Consider the following 17,131-nt stretch of genomic DNA (forward strand, 5'->3'; position numbering starts at 1 on the left):
GGCCCTGCAGGTCGACCTGCCGCGTGGTGACCTGGCCGAACCCGAGGAGCGCGGCAGCCTCAGCATCGCCCACGCCGTGGTGCGCAAGGTCGCCCAGCACGCGGCCGACCAGGTGCCCGGCACCGTGCGGACCGAGCGCCGCACCGGCCTCACGCGCGGGCCGTCCGGCGCGAGCGCGGAGGTCGGGGGCGAGGACAACGACGTGGACCTGGCGCTGGACCTCGCCCTGCGCTACCCGGCTCGGGTGCGAGCCGTGACGGGTGACGTGCGCGCGAAGGTGACCGAGGAGGTCGAGCGGATCACGGCGTACCGCGTGCGCTCGATCGCGGTCACGGTTTCGGCGCTGCTGCCCGACGTCCGCCCGCGGGTGCGCTGATGCGGTTCCTCGTGCGGCTTCTGTCCACTGTGCTCGGTCTGGCCGTCGCGGTCGGCGGGGCCCTGCTGGCGATCGAGGTCGGGTGGCGGTGGTGGCGGCCGGGCAGCGCGCCGCTGATCGTGCCGTGGGAACGCTGGCGTGAAGACCTCGCCGGGCTTTCCTGGACCGCCACGCCCGTGCGGGTCACGGCCGTGATCCTGCTCGTGGCCGGGCTGCTGTTCCTGGTGTTCGCACTCGCGGCCGGCAACCGGGCCGTGCGGATGGCCGACCCGGCCGACGGGATCTGCGTGAGCACGTCGCCGCGGGCGCTGGCGCGGCTGGTGGGCCTCGCCGTGCGCGCGCAGGCCAACGTGACCGGCGCGAGCGTGAGCGCGAGTGCCCGCAAGGTGCGCGTGCGCGCGACCAGCCGGCTGGAGAACGAGGAACAGCTGCGGCCGCGGCTGCTGGAGACCGTCGCGACAGTGCTGGACGACGTCCCGCTCGAGCGCCGGCCGAAGGTCAGCGTGGTCGTCGATTCACCGAAGGACCGCCGATGAGCCGTAGCACCGCAAGCCGTGCGCTGGCCCGTTCCCACCGCGCCGAACGCACGCTGACGTTCCTGCTCGGCCTCGTCGCCGCGCTCGCGGGCGCGGCCGCGCTGGTGGTCGGGCTGGGGTGGCTCGGCACGTTCCGCGCGCAGCGGCCGCTGCTCGACCCGATCGCCGTGAGCTGGCTGGCCGGAAACCAGCTCTACGCGCGGCTCGGCGCCGTCGTGCTCGGGGTGCTGCTGTTCGTGCTGGGCCTGTGGTGGTTCTTCCGCTCGCTGCGTCCCGAACGCCGTCCCGACCTGGCACTCGACGACACCCCCGGCGCCGAGCTCACGGTCACCGCCGGCGCGCTCGCGGGCGCGGTGCAGACCGACGCCGAGGCCATCGCCGGCGTCGCGCGGGCGAGGGCGCGCGCCGCGGGCACGGCTGCGGCGCCGGCACTACGCGTGACACTGTGGCTCGCCGAAGGCACCGACGTGCGGCGCGTGTGGACCGACCTCGACGAGTTCGTGCTCACGCGCGCCCGCGAAGCGCTCGGGCTGGACTCACTGCCGACGGCCGTCCGGCTCGAACTCGACACGACGGGCCCGGCACGCGTGCGCTGACCGCGCGTTTCGCCCAGAATGCGGGCATGGCCCTTCCCGTGCAGGCACCGATCAAGCCCATGCTCGCCAAGCCGGCGAAGGCGATCCCCGACTCCGGCGGACTGCTCTTCGAGCCCAAGTGGGACGGCTTCCGCTGCCTGGTCTTCCGCGACGGCGACGAGATCGTCCTCCAGTCGCGCGCCGAAAAGCCGCTCAACCGCTACTTCCCCGAGGTCGTCGAGCGGCTGCTGGCCACGCTGCCGGAGCAGGTCGTGCTCGACGGCGAGCTCGTGGTGGGCCGCGGCGGCAAGCTCGATTTCGACGCGCTGACCGAGCGCATCCACCCCGCCGACTCCCGCGTGCAGCTGCTGGCGAGGGAGACGCCCGCGGAGTTCGTGGCGTTCGACGTGCTCGCGCTGGGCGGCGAGTCCTTCGTGGACGAACCGACGTCGGCCCGGCGCGCCCGGCTCGAAGACATCGCGGGCGACGGCGTGCACCTCACGCCCGCCACCACCGACCCGGACACCGCGCGGCACTGGTTCGAGCTGTTCGAGGGTGCCGGGCTCGACGGGGTGATCGGCAAGCCGCTCGACGAGCCGTACTCGCCGGGCAAGCGCGTGTTGTTCAAGTACAAGCACTCGCGGACCGCCGACTGCGTGCTGGCCGGCCTGCGCTGGCACGTCGACGGCGAGCCGGGCGAGGCCGTCGGCTCGTTCCTGCTCGGGCTGTACGACGCCGAGGAGCTGCTGCACCACGTCGGGGTGGTCGGGTCGTTCCCCGTGAAGCGGCGCCGCGAGCTGGCCGAGGAGCTCGCACCGCTGATCACCGACGGCGAGGGGCACCCGTGGCTGGGCGACGCCGTGCGCGAAGGCCAGCGGATCCCCGGCGGCATCACGCGCTGGCGCTCGACCGAGCAGCCGTGGGTGCCCTTGCGGCTCGAGCGCGTGGTCGAGGTCGGTTACGAGCACACCGAGGGCGGCGAGCCCGCGCGGTTCCGCCACACCGCGCAGTTCAAGCGCTGGCGACCGGACCGTGAGCCGGCTTCGTGCGGCTACGCGCAGCTGGAGGAACCCGCGCGCTACGACCTGGCGGCGGCGTTCCGCGGCGAGGTCGTGCGGACCCGCTAACTGCCGTCCCACATCCGGCGTGCCAAGCTCGACGGACTGTAGTTTCGAGACATCACGTGAGGACCAGCCCGTGCGCCGCCGTTCCGCCAGCCGTCCCCGTCTGCGTGTTCTGGCGGCGATGCTCGGGGTGCTGGCCGTCGCCGGCTGCACCACCGGCCCTTCGGTGCGCCCGGCCGTGGTCGACAACGACGGCCCGGCCACGCACGCGCCGCCCTCGAGTGCCGCGCCCGTGCCGCTGCCGCCGCTCACGCAGCCGCAGTCGGCCGGCCTGCGCTGGACCGACTGCAACGACGACACCCGCCAGCGCATGGGCTCGCCGTCCGTGCCCGATTCGCTGCACTTCACGTGCGCCCGCTTCACCAGCCCGCTCGACGCCCCGGACGACACGCAGCACCTGCTGGCGCGCATCCTCGTGCTGAAGGCCGGCGACGGCCCGATCCCCCTGGTGGTCGTGAACGACATCGGCGGCGAACCCGGCTCCGTCTTCGCCGCGCGCCTGGCGGCCCAGCTGCCGCCCGCGTTCCTGCAGAAGTTCTCCCTGATCGGCGTCGACCGCCGCGGCACGGGCCTTTCGGGCGGCGTGCAGTGCGTGCCCCCCGAAGCGCGCGACGCGCTCTTGAGCGCCGACCCGGCCCAGGGCGATCTGTCGGACGTCCTCGACGCAGCCCGGCGGGCCGGCCAGCAGTGCGCCATCGACCTCGACACGGCCCAGACGGCCCTCGACAGCTGGCGCACCGCCGGTGACCTCGAAGAACTCCGCACCCAGCTCGGCATCCCGAGGCTGAACGCCCTCGGCCGCGGCGACGGCTCGAAGGTGCTGTCGGAGTACGCCGTCCGCTATCCCGGCCAGGTCGGGCGCATGGTCCTCGACGGCCTGCCCGACCCCGGCGAGGACCGCGCCGCCGTCCTCGACGCCGTCGCCGCCGGCGCGCAGGCCACCTTCGACGCCTTCGCCGCCGACTGCGCCGCGCGCGGCTGCTCGCTGGGCGACCCGAAGGCGGCGCTGAAGCAGGTGACCGACCGCCTTCGCACGGCTCCGGAAACCACCCCCGACGGCGTCACCGTGACCCCCGGCATCGCGACTTATGCGGTGTACCTGGGCCTCGCCGACCGCACCCGCTGGCCCGACCTTGCTTCCGCGCTGGCCGCCGCCCGCGCCGGCAACGTGACAGCGCTGGAGTCCTTCGCCGACCCGGTCATCGTCGACGCCCAAGGCCGCACGTCCCGCATCGGCGGCACCATGGCCACCCGCTGCAACGACGCCGCCACCCGCCTCCCCGCCGACCAGATCGACAAGGTCGACCAGGGCATGCGCGCGAAGTACCCCCAGTTCGGCTCCGCCATCGCCCAGGAACTCGCCTGGTGCGGCGCCTGGCCCGTCCGCCGCGAGCCCCTCCCCGCGGCCGGCGCGCCGGGCGCCCCGCCCATCCTGGTGGCCGCCACCGCCGCCGACCCCGTCACGCCGGAAATCGGCACCACCCGCGCCGCCGACCAGATGCCCAGCGCCGTGACGATCACCTGGCAGGGCTCCGGCCACGGTGCGATCGGTCTCTCGCCCTGCGCCACTGCCGCCGCGCAGGCGTTCTTGATCGATGGCAAGGTGCCTTCGGATGGGACACTCTGCCCGGCTTAGGTCGCTGCCTTGGCACGGACCTTGGGCGCGCTTTCCCACCGCCGCGCAGTCTTTTCCGGTCGACGGCGAGGTTCTTTCGGACCTGACGCTCTGCCGGTGCAGCGCGCCGGTTGCGGTTGTCGAAGCCACCCGTTCGGCTGTGGACAACTGGGGCCGCACCGCCTCTCACCAGCGTTTTTGTCGGTGGGGGCCGGTAGAATGGGCTTGGGGACGCCCCCCTCGGGAGGGCGGGGCTCTGTGTCGCGGCGAGGGTCTGTGTCGCGGCGAGGGTCTGTGTCGCGGCGAGGCTCGGGCAACAACGGACTGCGCATCACCTGCTCCCAGCGGTGCCTCTTCAAGAGCCGCCGCCCAGCTCCACATCGCACGCCCGCACCTCAGGCGCGCAAGCGCCCTTTCCCACCTATGAACTGCCACGCGGCGAACCAGCTCACCTCAGAACCACCCCTCCCCGCACCCTTCCCCCGGCCGGCCCCGATTCTTATCCCGACACAATCGAAAAATCGGGGTGCCCACCCCGCTCAGCCGGGCGCAACGTCGCGCCCCAGGCGCGACGAGCCGCCCGCGAGGCACCCCCAACCTCGACACCTCATGTAGCGTCATCAACCGCTATCCAACCCCGAGGAGAACACCCATGGCAGACGGCGAGATCCTGGGCCGCATCGACGACCTGATCGCGGAAGAGCACCAGCTGCGGTCGCGGTCGGTCGGGACCGGCCTGTCCGGCGATGACCAGGCCAAGCTGACCAAGGTCGAGCAGGAGCTCGACCAGTGCTGGGACCTGCTCCGCCAGCGCCGCGCCCGCACGGAGTTCCACGAGAACCCGGACGACGCGAAGGTCCGCAGCGTCGGCGAGGTCGAGGGCTACCGCCAGTAGGCGAGCCGCGGACGGCCCCGGGAACGCCGACGCGCACCCCGGGGCCCGAGCTCGACAACGCCGACGCGCAAGCCCGGGCCGAGCTCGACGAGGCGCGGTGCGACCGGCGCCACTCCCCCGAGGCACCCGGGGAATTCCCAACCCGCGCCCTCCGTTGACCGTGTCATGAGCACCGTTGAGCTGACCACCGCCAACTTCGACCAGACCGTCACCGACAACGACTTCGTCCTCATCGACTTCTGGGCGAGCTGGTGCGGCCCGTGTCGCCAGTTCGCGCCGGTGTACGACAAGTCCTCGGAGAAGCACTCCGACATCGTCTTCGCCAAGGTCGACACGGAGGCCGAGCAGCAGCTCGCCGCTGCCTTCGACATCCGCTCGATCCCGACGCTGGCCGTGATCCGCGACAAGACGCTGATCTACGCGCAGCCGGGCGCCCTGCCCGAGGCCGCTCTGGAAGACCTCATCCGCCAGGCCCGTGAGGTCGACATGGACGAGGTGAAGAAGGCCGCGGCCGAGCAGGCCACTCAGGCGCAGGCCTGACCGCACCGCGCACCACAGGCGCACGTGACCGGGAACGCCGAAGACCCCTCGCAGCAGGAGCAGCGAGGGGTCTTCGGCGTTTCGAGAAGCCTCAGGACCGCGTGACGAGGCCCCGCAGGAAAAACGCGAGGTTCGCCGGGCGCTCCGCCAGCCGACGCATGAAGTAGCCGTACCACTCGTCGCCGCACGGCACGTACACGCGCATGGTGCGCCCGGAGGCCGCGATCTTCTTCTGCTCCTCCGGCCGGATGCCGTAGAGCATCTGGAATTCGTGGTCGCCGGCCTTGCGGCCGTTGTCGGCGGCGAGGCGCTGCGCGATGGCGATCATGCGCGGGTCGTGCGAGGCCACCATCGGGTAACCCTCGCCCGCCATGAGCACGCGCAGGCAGCGCACGTAGGACTGGTCCACGTCGGCCTTGTCCTCGAACGCCACCGACGAAGGCTCGGCGTAGGCACCCTTGCACAGCCGCACGCGGGAACCCGGGCCGGACAGCTCGCGGCAGTCCTGCTCGGTGCGCCGCAGGTAGGCCTGCAGCACCGCGCCGACCCACGGGTACTCGCCGCGCAGCTCACGCAGGATGCCGAGCGTGGAGTCGGTGGTGGTGTGGTCTTCCATGTCGAGCGTCACCGTGGCGCCGACGGCCTCGGCCGCCGCGCAGATCTTCCGCGCGTTCTCCAGGGCCACGCCCTCGCCGTCGCCGGGCAGGAACTGCCCGACGGCCGAGAGCTTCACCGAGACGTCGGCCCCGGCCGCGAGGCCCTGCTCGGCCAGGGCCGAGAGCAGGTCCTCGTACGCTCGGACCGTGGTAGCCGCCTGGGCGGCGTCGGTCGTGTCCTCGCCGAGGTGGTCGATGGTGATCGACCGGCCGTCGGCAGCCAGTTCCCGCGCGGCGCGCACGGCGTCGGCGGTCGTGGACCCGGAGACGAAGCGGCGCACGACGGATCGCGTCGCCGGCACCGCTTCGATCAGCGCGCGCATCCGCCGGGATCGGGCGGCGGCGAGCAACGGGGCACGCAGCATGGCGGTTTCTCCCTCAGCCCTGGTGCGGGTAGCTCACGGTGGTCGGCGGCACGAACGTCTCCTTGATCGAGCGCGGGCTCGTCCAGCGGAGCAGGTTGAAGATCGAGCCGGCCTTGTCGTTGGTGCCCGAGGCGCGCGCGCCACCGAAGGGCTGCTGTCCGACGACGGCACCGGTCGGCTTGTCGTTGACGTAGAAGTTGCCCGCCGCGTAGCGCAGCGCGTGCGAGGCCTTGGCAACGGCGGTGCGGTCGTTGGCGATCACGGAACCGGTGAGCGCGTAGGCGGCGGTCTCGTCGATGACCTTGAGCATCTCGTCGAACTGCGCGTCTTCGTACACGTGCACCGAGAGGATCGGGCCGAAGTACTCGGTGCTGAAGATCTCGTGCTTCGGGTTGCCCGACACGAGGATCGTCGGCTGCACGAAGTAGCCCACGCTGTCGTCGGCGGTGCCGCCGGTGATGATCTCGACCTCGCTGTCGCCCTTGACGCGCTCGAACAGCGCCGCGTGCTTGTCGAACGCGCGGCGGTCGATCACGGCGCCACCGAAGTGCGACAGGTCGCTGACGTCGCCGTAGGTGATGGCCTCGGTTTCCCTGACCAGGCCGTCCTTCAGCTGCTCCCACAGGCTGCGCGGCACGTATGCGCGCGAAGCCGCGGAGCACTTCTGGCCCTGGTACTCGAACGCGCCGCGGACGAGCGCGGTGCGCAGCACGTCGAGGTCGGCCGACGGGTGCGCGAGCACGAAGTCCTTGCCGCCGGTCTCGCCGACGAGCCGCGGGTAGCCGCGGTAGCCGGCGATGTTCGCGCCGACGGTGCCCCACAGGTGCTGGAACGTGGCCGTCGAGCCGGTGAAGTGGATGCCCGCGAGGTCGCGGTGCGTGAGCGCCACCTCGGACACGGCCTTGCCGTCACCGGGCAGCAGGTTGATCACGCCCGGCGGCAGGCCGGCCTCTTCGAGCAGCCGCATGGTCAGGTGCGCGGCGAAGCTCTGCGTGGGCGAGGGCTTCCACAGCACGGTGTTGCCCATCAGCGCCGGCGCGGTGGGCAGGTTGCCGGCGATCGCGGTGAAGTTGAACGGCGTGATCGCGTAGACGAACCCCTCGAGCGGGCGGTGCTCCATGCGGTTCCACACGCCGGACGAGCTGGCCGGCTGCTCGGCGAGCACGCGGCGGCCGAACTCGACGTTGAAGCGCCAGAAGTCGGCGAGCTCGCACGCGGAGTCGATCTCGGCCTGCGTCGCGGTCTTCGACTGGCCGAGCATCGTGGCGGCGTTCAGCGTCGAGCGCCACGGGCCGGTGAGCAGGTCGGCCGCCCGCAGCAGTACGGCGGCGCGGTCGTCGAACGACAGGCCCCGCCACTCCGGCGCGGCCTTCGCGGCGGCGGCGATGGCGTCGGTGGTGTCCTGCTGGGTGGCGCTGTGGATGGTGCCGAGCACGTGACCGTGGTTGTGCGGCTCGACGACGTCGATCTTCTCGCCGCCCCCGGCGCGCTGCTCGCCCCCGACGGTCACGGTCAGGTCGACCGGACCGGCCTGACCCAGTTTCTTCAGCGCCCCTTCCAGCTCGGCGCGCTCGGCGCTTCCCGGTGCATACGTGTACACCGGCTCGTTCTTCGGCGCGGGTGTCTGGGTCACGGCGTCCACGGCGGCTCCCTCGATCCTTCGTCTGGCGCTACTGCTCTGGATGCCCGAACGGTAACTCCGCAACGCGCCGGTGGGTTTGTCCGACCGGCTAGAATACGGGTGATGAACTTGTCCGATCGGATGAAGGTGCGCCCATGACCACCGAAGCGTCCGACGGCCTCCCCGCCACCTCGCTGCGCCACGTGCTCGCCACCCTCGGCGAGCCGCTCGTGCGGGTGCTCGTCGCGCCGCGCGGGCTCGGGGTGCCCGTGGAGGACGTACCCCCCGACGACCGAACCCTCCTGCCGCCGGGCCCCCGGCTCAGCCCGACGCACCCTGGCCACGCCAAGCAGAATCGGGCCACCGCGCGCGTGCATTCGAATGAAGGTGTTGCCGTGACCACCGGGGCGTCAGCCGGCCTCCCCACCGCCTCGCTACGGCACGTACTCGTCGTGGCGCCGCAAAATCTGGGAGCGCCGGTCGAGGCGTACCCCACGACCGCCCAACCCTCCTGCCGCCGGGCGACCGGCTCAGCCCGACGCACCGTGGTGACGCCAAGCAGGATCGGGCCACCGCACGGATCCCGTCGGATGAAGGTGCGCCCATGACCACCGAAGCGTCCGACGGCCTCCCCGCCACCTCACTGCGCCACGTGCTCGCCACCCTCGGCGAGCCGCTCGTGCGGGTGCTCGTCGCGCCGCGCGGGCTAGGGGTGCCCGTGGAGGACGTGGTGATCCTCGATCCCGAGGACCCGCCGGAAGCCCACCCGGGTGATCTCGTGCTGGTGATCGGCGCGCGCGGGCGGGCGGCGGCCGCGGCCATTCGGGCGGCCGGGCGGGGCGGGGCGGCCGCGGTGGCGTTGAAGGGTGAGGGCGGTACCGATGTGGCGGCCGACGCGGGCGTCGCGCTGCTCACCGTGGGGGCCGAGGCGCGGTGGGAGCAGGTGGAGGCGCTGGCGCGCGGGGTCGTCGACGCGGCGCGGGCCGGCGGTGAGGCCGAGACCGGCGAAGTCCTGGGCGACCTGTTCGCCCTGGCCCAGACCGTCGCGACGCTCACCGGCGGTCTTGTCAGCATCGAGGACACCGCGAGCCGCGTGCTGGCGTACTCACGCTCGTCGGACGAGGTCGACGAGTTGCGCCGGCTGTCGATCCTCGGCCGGGAGGGGCCGGAGCGGTACCTGGCGATGCTGCGGGAATGGGGCGTGTACCAGCGGCTGCGCGCGGGCGAAGGCATCGTGCGCATCGACGAGCGGCCCGAGCTGGGCATCCGGCGGCGCATCGCGGCGGGCATCCACGCGGGGTCGCAGCCGCTGGGCACGATCTGGGTGCAGGAGGGCGCGACGCCGCTCACGGAGCAGGCCGAGGTCGCGCTGCTCGGCGCGAGCCGCACGCTGGCGCCCCAGCTCATCCGGGCGCGCACGCTGCCCAGCCCGCAGCTGCGCCTGCGCGAAGACCTGCTGGCCGGCCTGCTCGAGGGCCGCGTCGACGCCGAGTCGGTGGCCGACGACATCGGCGCCGACCCGGCGCGGCCCGCGCAGGTGCTCACGTTCGCGTTGTCCTCGGCGGGGCCCGCGGCCTCCGACCGGCTGCTGCGGCGCGCGGAGCTGGTGCACCTGATCGCGGTGCACACGGCGGCGTACCGGCGCAGTGCGCTGGTGAGCGTGCTGGGCGGCCGGGTGTACGCGCTGCTGCCCGACCTGCCGGAGCACTCGGACGCCGCGGTTCTGGCGCTGGCCAAGGAGATCGTGGCGACGGCCGGGCGACACCTCGACGTGCCGGTGCGCGCCGCGCTCGGCGGGGTGGTGCCGCGGCTGTCCGACGCGGCGGCTTCGCGCGGCGACGCCGACCGCGTGCTGCTCGCGATGACACGCGGCCGGTGGCCCGGCGCCGTCGCCTCGCTGGCCGACGTGCGCGCCGACGTGCTGTTGTCGGAGGTACTGGCGTTCTTGACCGAGCAGCCCCGGATCCGCGACCCGCGGCTGACCGAACTGCTGGCGCACGACGGTGACCACGGCGGCATCCTCGTGCCCTCGGTGCTCGCGTACCTCGACGCGTTCGGCGACGTGCGCGCGGCCGCGAAGGCGCTGAACATCCACCCGAACACCGTCCGCTACCGCGTGCGGCGAGCGGCCGAGGTGTCGGGCGTCGACCTCGGTGATCCGGCGCAGCGGCTGCTCACGCAACTGCAGCTGCGCCTGTAGAAACCGCTTGGAGAAACCGCTTGGAGAACCTTGTGCGGTGGCCCGCTCGCGCTGGCTAGGGTGCCGGTATGGATCTTTTCCCCCGGGCCTGGGGCGCCCTGCAGGAAGCCGTCCACTCGCTCTCGGCGCCGCAGTGGGTCGCGCCGTCCGGCTGCGCCGGGTGGCTCGTGCAGGACGTCGTGTTCCACCTGATCATCGGCGCGCAGGACATCCTCATCACGCTCGTCACCACCACCGACGCGCCCGCCACGCGCGACACCGTGAGCTACTGGGAATCCGGCGTTCCCGGCGACGGCACGGACGCGGAGTCGGCTTTCGTGCGCCGCTCGGCCGCGGCGTACTCGGGGCCGGCGGCGTTGACTCACCACTTCGACGACCTCGCCGTGGCCGCGGGGAAAGCCGCGGCCCTGGTGGATCCCGCAGCTCGCGTGGAAACCCGCGACCAGGTGCTGACGGTGGCGGACTACCTGACCACGTACGTCGTCGAAGCGACGCTGCACCACCTGGATCTCACACTGCATCTGTCCGGTGTGGACGGTCCGCCGGCGTCGACGCTGGCCGCCACGCGCGCGGTGGTGGAGGGGGTGGCCGGTCGTGCGCTGCCGTCGGCGGATGACCGGGAGGCGTTGCTGTCCGCCACCGGCCGGGTGGCCGCGCCCGCGGGATTCACCCCGGTGGCACTGGGGTGATCCTCGCCGCCGTGAGCTGAGGGCTGGGGCAGCAGCGCTACTGCCCCAGCCCCGCGCGTCACGCCGTGGCGAGGCTGAAGCGGCGGCGTTCGACGTCGATCTGCTCGATGCGCACCGACAGGCGGGCGCCGACCTCAGGAGCGGCGCCGCGGTCGGTCACGAGCAGGCCCTGGATGCCGGGCGCGACCTCGACGAACGCGCCGAAGGGCAGCTGCTGCACGACCACGCCGTCGAGAACTCCGCCCGTGGCGTGGTCGGACAGCCACGAGCGCCAAGTGGATTCCGATGTGGACAAACGATTTCACCTCCCTTCGCGAACCGCGGGAATGTCCTCGGAAGTTCGCTGGGGAGGGGCGGGCCACGGGCCCGCCGGGAGGTCACGGCAAGGCCGGGTACCCCGTCTGCTCACGGCTCTCGGCCGACCCGGCAGTCATGGGAAGAACCGTAGCAGTGCCGGCGAAGGATTTTCCAGGCGTCGACCGAAAGCCCGGCCAGCTCCGCGAGCGCGGCGAACGACGCGACGCGGGCGGCCTGGTCGTAGGTGCTGGTGCTCACGAGCAGCTCGTCGGCGCCGGTGGTCTCGACCAGCCGGCCCAGCCGGTCGGTCACCTCGGCGGGGGTGCCGCCGATCTGGCTCGCGACGATGTCGTCGAGGCGGGTGCGTTCGCGGTCGGTCATGGGCAGCGCCAGGATCTCGTCGGCCGGGGAGAGCGGCGGGAAAACGCCGTGGCTGCGCGAGTACACCGTCGACCACGCCTCCGGTACCAGCAGCCGGCGCGCCTGCTCGGCCGTCTCCGCCACGGCCACCGATGTCGACACGACGACATAGGGCTCGGCGGCCTGGTCACGGTAGCGGCGGATGGCCTCGACCATCGCCGCCTCGCCCCGCGCCGGCGCGATCACCAGCGGCAGCCCCAGCTCGGCCGCGAGGTCCGCGCCGGAGCCGGTGGCCAGCAGGAACGTCGGCAGGTTCAGCCCCTCGGCCGGGATCGCGTGGACGCCGGGGTAGGCCGTCTGGTCACCGCGGAAGAAGGCCAGCAGCTCGCGCACCTGGCCGCCGAAGTCGTCGGCCGCCTCGCGCCCCTGCCCCAGCGCGCGCCGCACACCGTCGGTGAAGCCCACCGACCGGCCCAGCCCGACGTCGATCCGGCCGGGGTAAAGCGCCTCCAGCACCCCGAACTGCTCCGCCACCACCAACGGCCGGTGGTTGGGCAACATCACGCCGCCCGTCCCGATCCTGATGCGCTCCGTCCGGGCCGCGACCGCCGCCGCCAGCACCGTCGGCGCCGACCCGGCCACCCCGGGCACGCTGTGGTGCTCCGAGACCCAGAACCGGTGGTAGCCGAGCGCCTCGATCTCGCGCGCGAAGGCCACGGTGTCCCGCAACGCCTGTGCACTGCCCCGGCCGCGCCTCGCGGGGGAACGGTCGAGCACGGAAAGGCGGAGGTTCACGCAAGGATCAACACGGGGGTCGAGCCGCGGATTCCCCGATCACGGGGCAGGCGCAGCGGCGCTGGAGACTCCAACCCCGGCACGCCGGCGGCGATGCCGGAGCGGGTCAGCTCAGCGGTCGGCCCGCACGGCCGTGACATCCGCCGATGACCCGCCGCCGGTCAGGGGCGCCAGCGTTCGCTGTAGTCCGGGTGGTCGGCGTAGGGCAGGGCGAGCAGCCGGAGCGTCGCGCACCAGTTGGTGCCGGCCTCGTCGGCGGGGACGTGGCAGGTTTCGCACCAGTATTCGCTGCCGTACAACGGGAAGCCGGGGACCTTTTCGGACACGGTGGTGCGGTGGGCGAGCATGACGCGGCGCGTGACCTCGACCTCGTTGATCATCTGGTTGACCACGTCGAGCTCGAGGTCGCCGAGGGAGCGGATGCGTTGTTCGACCGCGATCTTCGTTTCGCCGCGGTTGAGGGGTTCGCCGGTTTTCGCCTTCTGCACCGCCTGCATGATCAGCGCCTGCCGCTGACCCACCCGCGCGGCGAGGAACGCGATCAGGTCGTCCACGAAGCGTCTCCCTCCTCGAACCGAGCCCGACCGGAGCCGGGTCGGCGCCGGGCCAGAGCGGACTGGACTGGACCAGACCGGCGCGCGGATAGTCGCCGCGCAGCGCCGGGGCGTTACGCGCCGGATCCTCCGCGAGAGCTCCCCCGGCCGCCGCACGCTACTCCGCTCACGGCCTGACCTGCACGAACGTTATGCAGCCGTAAAGGTGGGAATTCTTCGCGTTCGCCGAAGTTGATCACGGACGGTGAGCACCCGCGGCGATCGACCGGTCACTCCGTGTCGGAACGGGCCTTGCTCGGCTGCACTCGCTTGGGCTCGCCCGGCATCTTCGGGTAATCCGGGGGGTACGGCAGTTCGGCGCCGCCCAGGTCGCGGTCGTCGCGGTCGTACCACTCGAGCAGGGTTTCGAGGCCGAAGGCCGTTTCGTCCATCGGCGCGTGGAGGTCGCCTTGTTCGGCCAGGAACGCGGGCACGGTGAGCACGTCGAAGTCGTCCGGGTGCACGTCGTCGAGCAACGCCCACGTCAGGGGCGTCGACACGGTCGCACGCTGTGTGCCGCGGACCGACCAGGAAGAGGCGACGGTGCGGTCGCGCGCCGCCTGGTTGTAGTCGAGGAACACGCGGCCGCCGCGCTCCTCCTTCCACCACGAGATGGTCGCCTGCTCGGGGATCCGCCGCTCCACCTCGCGCCCGAGCGCGATGACCGCGTGGCGCACGGCGATGAAATCCCACGCCGGCCGGATGCGCACGAGCACGTGGACCCCGCGCCCGCCGGACGTCTTCGGGTAGCCGGTGAGGCCGGCGTCGGCCAGCACCTCGCGGACCACGCGCGCCACCGCGACGGCGTCGTCGAAGCCGGCGGAGTCCGGCGGGTCGACGTCGATCCGCAGCTCGTCCGGATGGTCCACATCGGACCGCCGGACGGGCCACGGATGGAAGTCGAACGTGCCCAGGTTCGCCGCCCACGCGAACACCGCGGGCTCGGTCGGGCAGACCTCGTCGGCGGTGCGCCCGGACGGGAACGTGATCCGCGCGGTCTCCACCCACTCGGGCGCGCCCTTGGGCACGCGTTTGGCGTAGAACCACTCGCCCGCCACGCCGTCGACGTAGCGCTTGAGCGTGGTGGGCCGCTCGCCGATCGCCCTCAGCAACGGCTCGCCCACGGCGAGGTAGTGCTCCACCACCTGCCGCTTGGTGATGCCGCGCTCGGGGAAGTACACCTTGTCCGGGCTCGTGACCCTGACGGTGCGCTCCCCCACCTGGTACTCGACCGGATCGCCGTTCTTGGGCATGGGCCCACCGTAGCCGGATCCACGCCGCGCGCCCGCCGATCACGCGTTCCTCTACCGTGGACGGGGTGTCCGGCAGAACCAAGCTGATCCTCGCGCTCACCGTGCTCGCCCTCCTCGCGGCCGCCGCGCTGTTCCTGCCGATCCCCGGCCCGGCCGACCTGCGCCGCTGGGCCCAGGCGACCGGTCCCGCGACGCCGCTGGTGCTGCTGGTCGCGTACTCGTTGCTCACCGTGGCCCCGATCCCGCGCACCGTGTTCAACCTCGCGGCCGGGCTGCTCGTCGGCAGCGTCGCGGGGATCGCGATCGGCCTGGTGGCCACGACGATCGCCGCCGGCCTGTCGTTCGGGCTCGCGCGGCTGCTGGGCCGCGACCTCGTGCTGCGGCACCTGCACCGCGCCCCCGTGCGGGTGGTCAACGAGCGCCTTTCCGGCGGCGGTGTGCTGGCGATCACCTCGCTGCGGCTGATTCCCGTGGTGCCGTTCGCGCCGCTGAGCTACCTGTGCGGCGTCTCGACGGTGAAACCGGTGCCGTACCTGGTCGGGACGCTGCTGGGAAGCGTGCCGGGCACGGTCGCCGTGGTGGTGCTGGCCGACGCGCTCACGGGCGACACGCCGCCGGTCTTGTTGGCTTGTTACGTGGTTTTCGCCGCCGCCGGAGCGGTCGGGCTGGTCAGGGTGCTGAAGAAGCGCGCCCCGGTCGTCGAAGAGGAAGCGCCCGCCGCCACGACACCGGCTGGCTGACGGCGGCAACATCCACTCGACCGCTACACTCGTTCGGGTGCGCGAGGGGTATCCGCGCTGAGTGAGGCCACGATCACCGGGATTTCGTCAGGAGCGGTCGCCATCGACACCGGTCAGCTGATCGCGGGGCACTACCGCCTCGTCGAGCACATTGGTAGCGGTGCCATGGGTGTGGTGTGGCGCGCCGTCGACGTGCGCCTGGAACGGTCGGTGGCGATCAAGCAGATCCTCCCCCAGCCGGGCGTTTCCGAAGCCGAACGCGACAACATGCGCCAGCGCGCCATGCGCGAGGCCAAGAACGCGGCCCGCTTCCAGCACCCCAACGCGATCGTGGTCTTCGACATCGCCGAACACGGCGGCGACCCCTGCCTCGTGATGGAGTTCCTCGACGGTCCGAGCCTCTCGGCCGTGCTGGCCGAGCAGGGCACGCTGCCCGTCGGCCAGGTCGCGCGCATCGGGGAGCAGGTGGCCGCCGCGCTTGTCGCCGCGCACCGCTCCGGGATCGTGCACCGCGACGTGAAGCCCGGCAACATCCTCATCGACGAGACCGGCACCGCGAAGATCACCGACTTCGGCATCTCGCGCGCGGCCGGCGACATGACGCTCACGCAGACCGGCCTCATCGGCGGCACCCCGGCCTACCTCGCGCCCGAGCTGGCGCGCGGCGCCGACCCGGTGCCCAGCTCCGACGTGTTCGCGCTCGGCGCCACGCTCTACCAGGCCATCGAGGGCCAGACGCCGTACGGCAACACCACCAACCAGCTCGCGCTGCTCTACGCGGCCGCCAACGGCCAGATCAACCCGCCGACCCAGGCCGGCCCGGCCACCGCGCTGCTGATGAGCCTGCTGCGCAGCGAGCCCGGCGAGCGCCCGAGCATGGCCGAAGCGCGCGAAGGCCTGGCGAAGCTCGCGTCCGGCGAGCCGGCCGGCCCCGAGCTGCTGTCGTCGGGCCCCACCGAACGCCTCGACCGCGGCGGCTCACGTCCGCCGTGGCAGCGCGTGGACGGCCCGAAGCCCGGCGCCCCGATCCCCGCGCAGAAGGCTCCGTCGAACCCGCCGCGCACCCCGACGGCGGCGTTCATGCCGATGCGCTCGCCCGCCGCGCCGCCCAACACGCCGCCGCGGCCCCAGCCCGCCCAGCCAGCGCCTCCGGTCCGGCCGACGCAGCAGCAGCCCCGCCCGGCCCCGACGGCCGCCGCGCCGAACTACCGCAACGCGTCGAGCACGCCGCCCCCGGCGGACAACAAGCGGAAGTTCGCGCTGATCGCGGGCGGTGCCGCGGCCGTGGTCGTGATCGCGGTGGTGGTGTTCCTGGTGCTGAGCTCGGGTAGCGGTGGCGAGGGCAGCGGTTCGAACACGGCGAACCCGCCGCAGCAGACGAACTCGACCGGCACGCCGAACACCCCCAGCACCGGCCCGTCCGCATCGCCGCCGGTTGCCGGGCTCGGCCAGACGCCGAACGACGGGGGCAAACTCGCGCTTACGCCCGCCGGCCAGCGGGTGATCGACTTTTTCAGTTTCCCGCAGGACGCGGCGGCGGCGTGGGCGATGCTCACTCCGGCCGCCCAGCAGGTCTACGGCAACCAGGCGGCGTTCGACCAGTACTGGCAGCAGTTCGGCAATGTGAGCAGCAAGTCCGCTCGGGGTAGTTACAACGCAGACGACTCGGTGAACATGACGGTCACCGTGGTGTTCCCCGACCACACGGAGAGCCGCGCGTTCCGCGTCGTCAACTCCGGCGGGCAGATCCTCATCGACTCGAACACGAAGAGCCAGAAGGACATCACCCAGGGCTGACTCGCGCCAGCGCTGACACGGAATCCCACTCACCGCCACACAGATCGGAATTGCCACCCGTCCGACGGCTTATGCCGCCACAGTTCGACGCAACAGCTTCACTT

General features: G+C 72.5%; 18 protein-coding genes. 12 read left to right on the forward strand and 6 right to left on the reverse strand.

What is annotated here, in order from left to right; all coding sequences use genetic code 11:
- Window positions 1-4 precede the first annotated feature (4 nt).
- The 7 genes from ACWEOE_RS19945 to trxA all read left to right on the forward strand — a co-directional run bounded on the left by ACWEOE_RS19945 (window position 5) and on the right by trxA (window position 5,661).
- A complete protein-coding gene (locus tag ACWEOE_RS19945; protein WP_452011303.1) occupies window positions 5-376 on the forward strand; it encodes an Asp23/Gls24 family envelope stress response protein in 372 nt (123 codons plus the stop codon).
- Window positions 376-912 (forward strand): DUF6286 domain-containing protein, encoded by a 537-nt coding sequence (locus ACWEOE_RS19950; protein ID WP_452011071.1) that lies wholly within the window; start codon window positions 376-378, stop codon window positions 910-912. Before ACWEOE_RS19945 ends, ACWEOE_RS19950 begins: the two co-directional genes overlap by 1 nt.
- The gene (locus tag ACWEOE_RS19955) at window positions 909-1,508 is read left to right on the forward strand and encodes an alkaline shock response membrane anchor protein AmaP (RefSeq protein ID WP_452011073.1); all 600 of its coding nucleotides are present in this window, start codon (window positions 909-911) and stop codon (window positions 1,506-1,508) included. Before ACWEOE_RS19950 ends, ACWEOE_RS19955 begins: the two co-directional genes overlap by 4 nt.
- Window positions 1,509-1,534: 26 nt before the next feature.
- Window positions 1,535-2,614, forward strand: a complete 1,080-nt coding sequence (locus ACWEOE_RS19960) for an ATP-dependent DNA ligase (protein WP_452011075.1) — start codon at window positions 1,535-1,537, stop codon at window positions 2,612-2,614.
- Window positions 2,615-2,732: 118 nt separating this feature from the next.
- On the forward strand, window positions 2,733-4,247 hold the full coding sequence (locus tag ACWEOE_RS19965; protein ID WP_452011306.1) for an alpha/beta hydrolase: 1,515 nt from the start codon (window positions 2,733-2,735) through the stop codon (window positions 4,245-4,247).
- Window positions 4,248-4,878: 631 nt separating this feature from the next.
- The gene (locus tag ACWEOE_RS19970) at window positions 4,879-5,121 is read left to right on the forward strand and encodes a DUF2630 family protein (protein ID WP_452011077.1); all 243 of its coding nucleotides are present in this window, start codon (window positions 4,879-4,881) and stop codon (window positions 5,119-5,121) included.
- Window positions 5,122-5,286: 165 nt separating this feature from the next.
- On the forward strand, window positions 5,287-5,661 hold the full coding sequence (gene trxA / locus ACWEOE_RS19975) for a thioredoxin (protein WP_452011080.1): 375 nt from the start codon (window positions 5,287-5,289) through the stop codon (window positions 5,659-5,661).
- A gap of 91 nt (window positions 5,662-5,752) precedes the next feature.
- On the opposite strand, the gene ACWEOE_RS19980 is transcribed toward trxA, so the two are convergent.
- Both ACWEOE_RS19980 and pruA read right to left on the reverse strand, forming a co-directional pair.
- A complete protein-coding gene (locus tag ACWEOE_RS19980; protein WP_452011082.1) occupies window positions 5,753-6,682 on the reverse strand; it encodes a proline dehydrogenase family protein in 930 nt (309 codons plus the stop codon).
- Between the two features lie 13 nt (window positions 6,683-6,695).
- Window positions 6,696-8,324 (reverse strand): L-glutamate gamma-semialdehyde dehydrogenase, encoded by a 1,629-nt coding sequence (gene pruA, locus ACWEOE_RS19985; protein WP_452011085.1) that lies wholly within the window; start codon window positions 8,322-8,324, stop codon window positions 6,696-6,698.
- 134 nt (window positions 8,325-8,458) lie between these two features.
- Between pruA and ACWEOE_RS19990 the strand changes: the two genes are divergently transcribed.
- From ACWEOE_RS19990 to ACWEOE_RS20000, 3 genes are all read left to right on the forward strand, one after another.
- Complete coding sequence (locus ACWEOE_RS19990; protein ID WP_452011087.1) at window positions 8,459-8,911, forward strand: hypothetical protein; 453 nt, start codon at window positions 8,459-8,461, stop codon at window positions 8,909-8,911.
- The gene (locus ACWEOE_RS19995) at window positions 8,908-10,503 is read left to right on the forward strand and encodes a PucR family transcriptional regulator (protein ID WP_452011090.1); all 1,596 of its coding nucleotides are present in this window, start codon (window positions 8,908-8,910) and stop codon (window positions 10,501-10,503) included. The genes ACWEOE_RS19990 and ACWEOE_RS19995 overlap by 4 nt, the downstream gene beginning before the upstream one ends.
- A 68-nt stretch (window positions 10,504-10,571) precedes the next feature.
- Window positions 10,572-11,192 (forward strand): maleylpyruvate isomerase N-terminal domain-containing protein, encoded by a 621-nt coding sequence (locus tag ACWEOE_RS20000; RefSeq protein ID WP_452011092.1) that lies wholly within the window; start codon window positions 10,572-10,574, stop codon window positions 11,190-11,192.
- A 58-nt stretch (window positions 11,193-11,250) separates the two neighbouring features.
- Here the strand turns inward: ACWEOE_RS20000 and ACWEOE_RS20005 are convergent, their stop codons facing one another.
- The 4 genes from ACWEOE_RS20005 to ACWEOE_RS20020 all read right to left on the reverse strand — a co-directional run bounded on the left by ACWEOE_RS20005 (window position 11,251) and on the right by ACWEOE_RS20020 (window position 14,490).
- A complete protein-coding gene (locus tag ACWEOE_RS20005) occupies window positions 11,251-11,487 on the reverse strand; it encodes a S1 RNA-binding domain-containing protein (RefSeq protein WP_452011095.1) in 237 nt (78 codons plus the stop codon).
- A gap of 110 nt (window positions 11,488-11,597) precedes the next feature.
- Window positions 11,598-12,644, reverse strand: a complete 1,047-nt coding sequence (locus ACWEOE_RS20010) for an LLM class flavin-dependent oxidoreductase (protein WP_452011098.1) — start codon at window positions 12,642-12,644, stop codon at window positions 11,598-11,600.
- A gap of 161 nt (window positions 12,645-12,805) precedes the next feature.
- Window positions 12,806-13,198 carry a DUF6221 family protein gene (locus ACWEOE_RS20015; protein ID WP_452011101.1) on the reverse strand — a complete coding sequence of 131 codons (393 nt, stop codon included), beginning with the start codon at window positions 13,196-13,198 and terminating at the stop codon, window positions 12,806-12,808.
- A 269-nt stretch (window positions 13,199-13,467) separates the two neighbouring features.
- The gene (locus ACWEOE_RS20020; RefSeq protein ID WP_452011104.1) at window positions 13,468-14,490 is read right to left on the reverse strand and encodes a DNA polymerase domain-containing protein; all 1,023 of its coding nucleotides are present in this window, start codon (window positions 14,488-14,490) and stop codon (window positions 13,468-13,470) included.
- A 65-nt stretch (window positions 14,491-14,555) separates the two neighbouring features.
- On the opposite strand from ACWEOE_RS20020, the gene ACWEOE_RS20025 reads away from it, so the two are divergent.
- Both ACWEOE_RS20025 and ACWEOE_RS20030 read left to right on the forward strand, forming a co-directional pair.
- The gene (locus tag ACWEOE_RS20025) at window positions 14,556-15,230 is read left to right on the forward strand and encodes a TVP38/TMEM64 family protein (RefSeq protein ID WP_452011108.1); all 675 of its coding nucleotides are present in this window, start codon (window positions 14,556-14,558) and stop codon (window positions 15,228-15,230) included.
- A 117-nt stretch (window positions 15,231-15,347) separates the two neighbouring features.
- The gene (locus tag ACWEOE_RS20030; RefSeq protein WP_452011309.1) at window positions 15,348-17,027 is read left to right on the forward strand and encodes a serine/threonine-protein kinase; all 1,680 of its coding nucleotides are present in this window, start codon (window positions 15,348-15,350) and stop codon (window positions 17,025-17,027) included.
- The last annotated feature ends 104 nt before the right edge of the window (window positions 17,028-17,131 follow it).

Source organism: Amycolatopsis sp. NPDC004368 (genome assembly GCF_053602515.1).

Excerpts from the sequence above, each read along its gene's own strand:
- ACWEOE_RS19950 (WP_452011071.1), top strand. The coding sequence starts at position 376 with ATGCGGTTCCTCGTGCGGCTTCTGTCCACTGTGCTCGGTCTGGCCGTC.
- ACWEOE_RS19955 (WP_452011073.1), top strand. The coding sequence starts at position 909 with ATGAGCCGTAGCACCGCAAGCCGTGCGCTGGCCCGTTCCCACCGCGCC.
- ACWEOE_RS19960 (WP_452011075.1), top strand. The coding sequence starts at position 1,535 with ATGGCCCTTCCCGTGCAGGCACCGATCAAGCCCATGCTCGCCAAGCCG.
- ACWEOE_RS19965 (WP_452011306.1), top strand. The coding sequence starts at position 2,733 with ATGCTCGGGGTGCTGGCCGTCGCCGGCTGCACCACCGGCCCTTCGGTG.
- ACWEOE_RS19970 (WP_452011077.1), top strand. The coding sequence starts at position 4,879 with ATGGCAGACGGCGAGATCCTGGGCCGCATCGACGACCTGATCGCGGAA.
- trxA (WP_452011080.1), top strand. The coding sequence starts at position 5,287 with ATGAGCACCGTTGAGCTGACCACCGCCAACTTCGACCAGACCGTCACC.
- ACWEOE_RS19980 (WP_452011082.1), bottom strand. The coding sequence starts at position 6,682 with ATGCTGCGTGCCCCGTTGCTCGCCGCCGCCCGATCCCGGCGGATGCGC.
- ACWEOE_RS19990 (WP_452011087.1), top strand. The coding sequence starts at position 8,459 with ATGACCACCGAAGCGTCCGACGGCCTCCCCGCCACCTCGCTGCGCCAC.
- ACWEOE_RS19995 (WP_452011090.1), top strand. The coding sequence starts at position 8,908 with ATGACCACCGAAGCGTCCGACGGCCTCCCCGCCACCTCACTGCGCCAC.
- ACWEOE_RS20000 (WP_452011092.1), top strand. The coding sequence starts at position 10,572 with ATGGATCTTTTCCCCCGGGCCTGGGGCGCCCTGCAGGAAGCCGTCCAC.
- ACWEOE_RS20020 (WP_452011104.1), bottom strand. The coding sequence starts at position 14,490 with ATGCCCAAGAACGGCGATCCGGTCGAGTACCAGGTGGGGGAGCGCACC.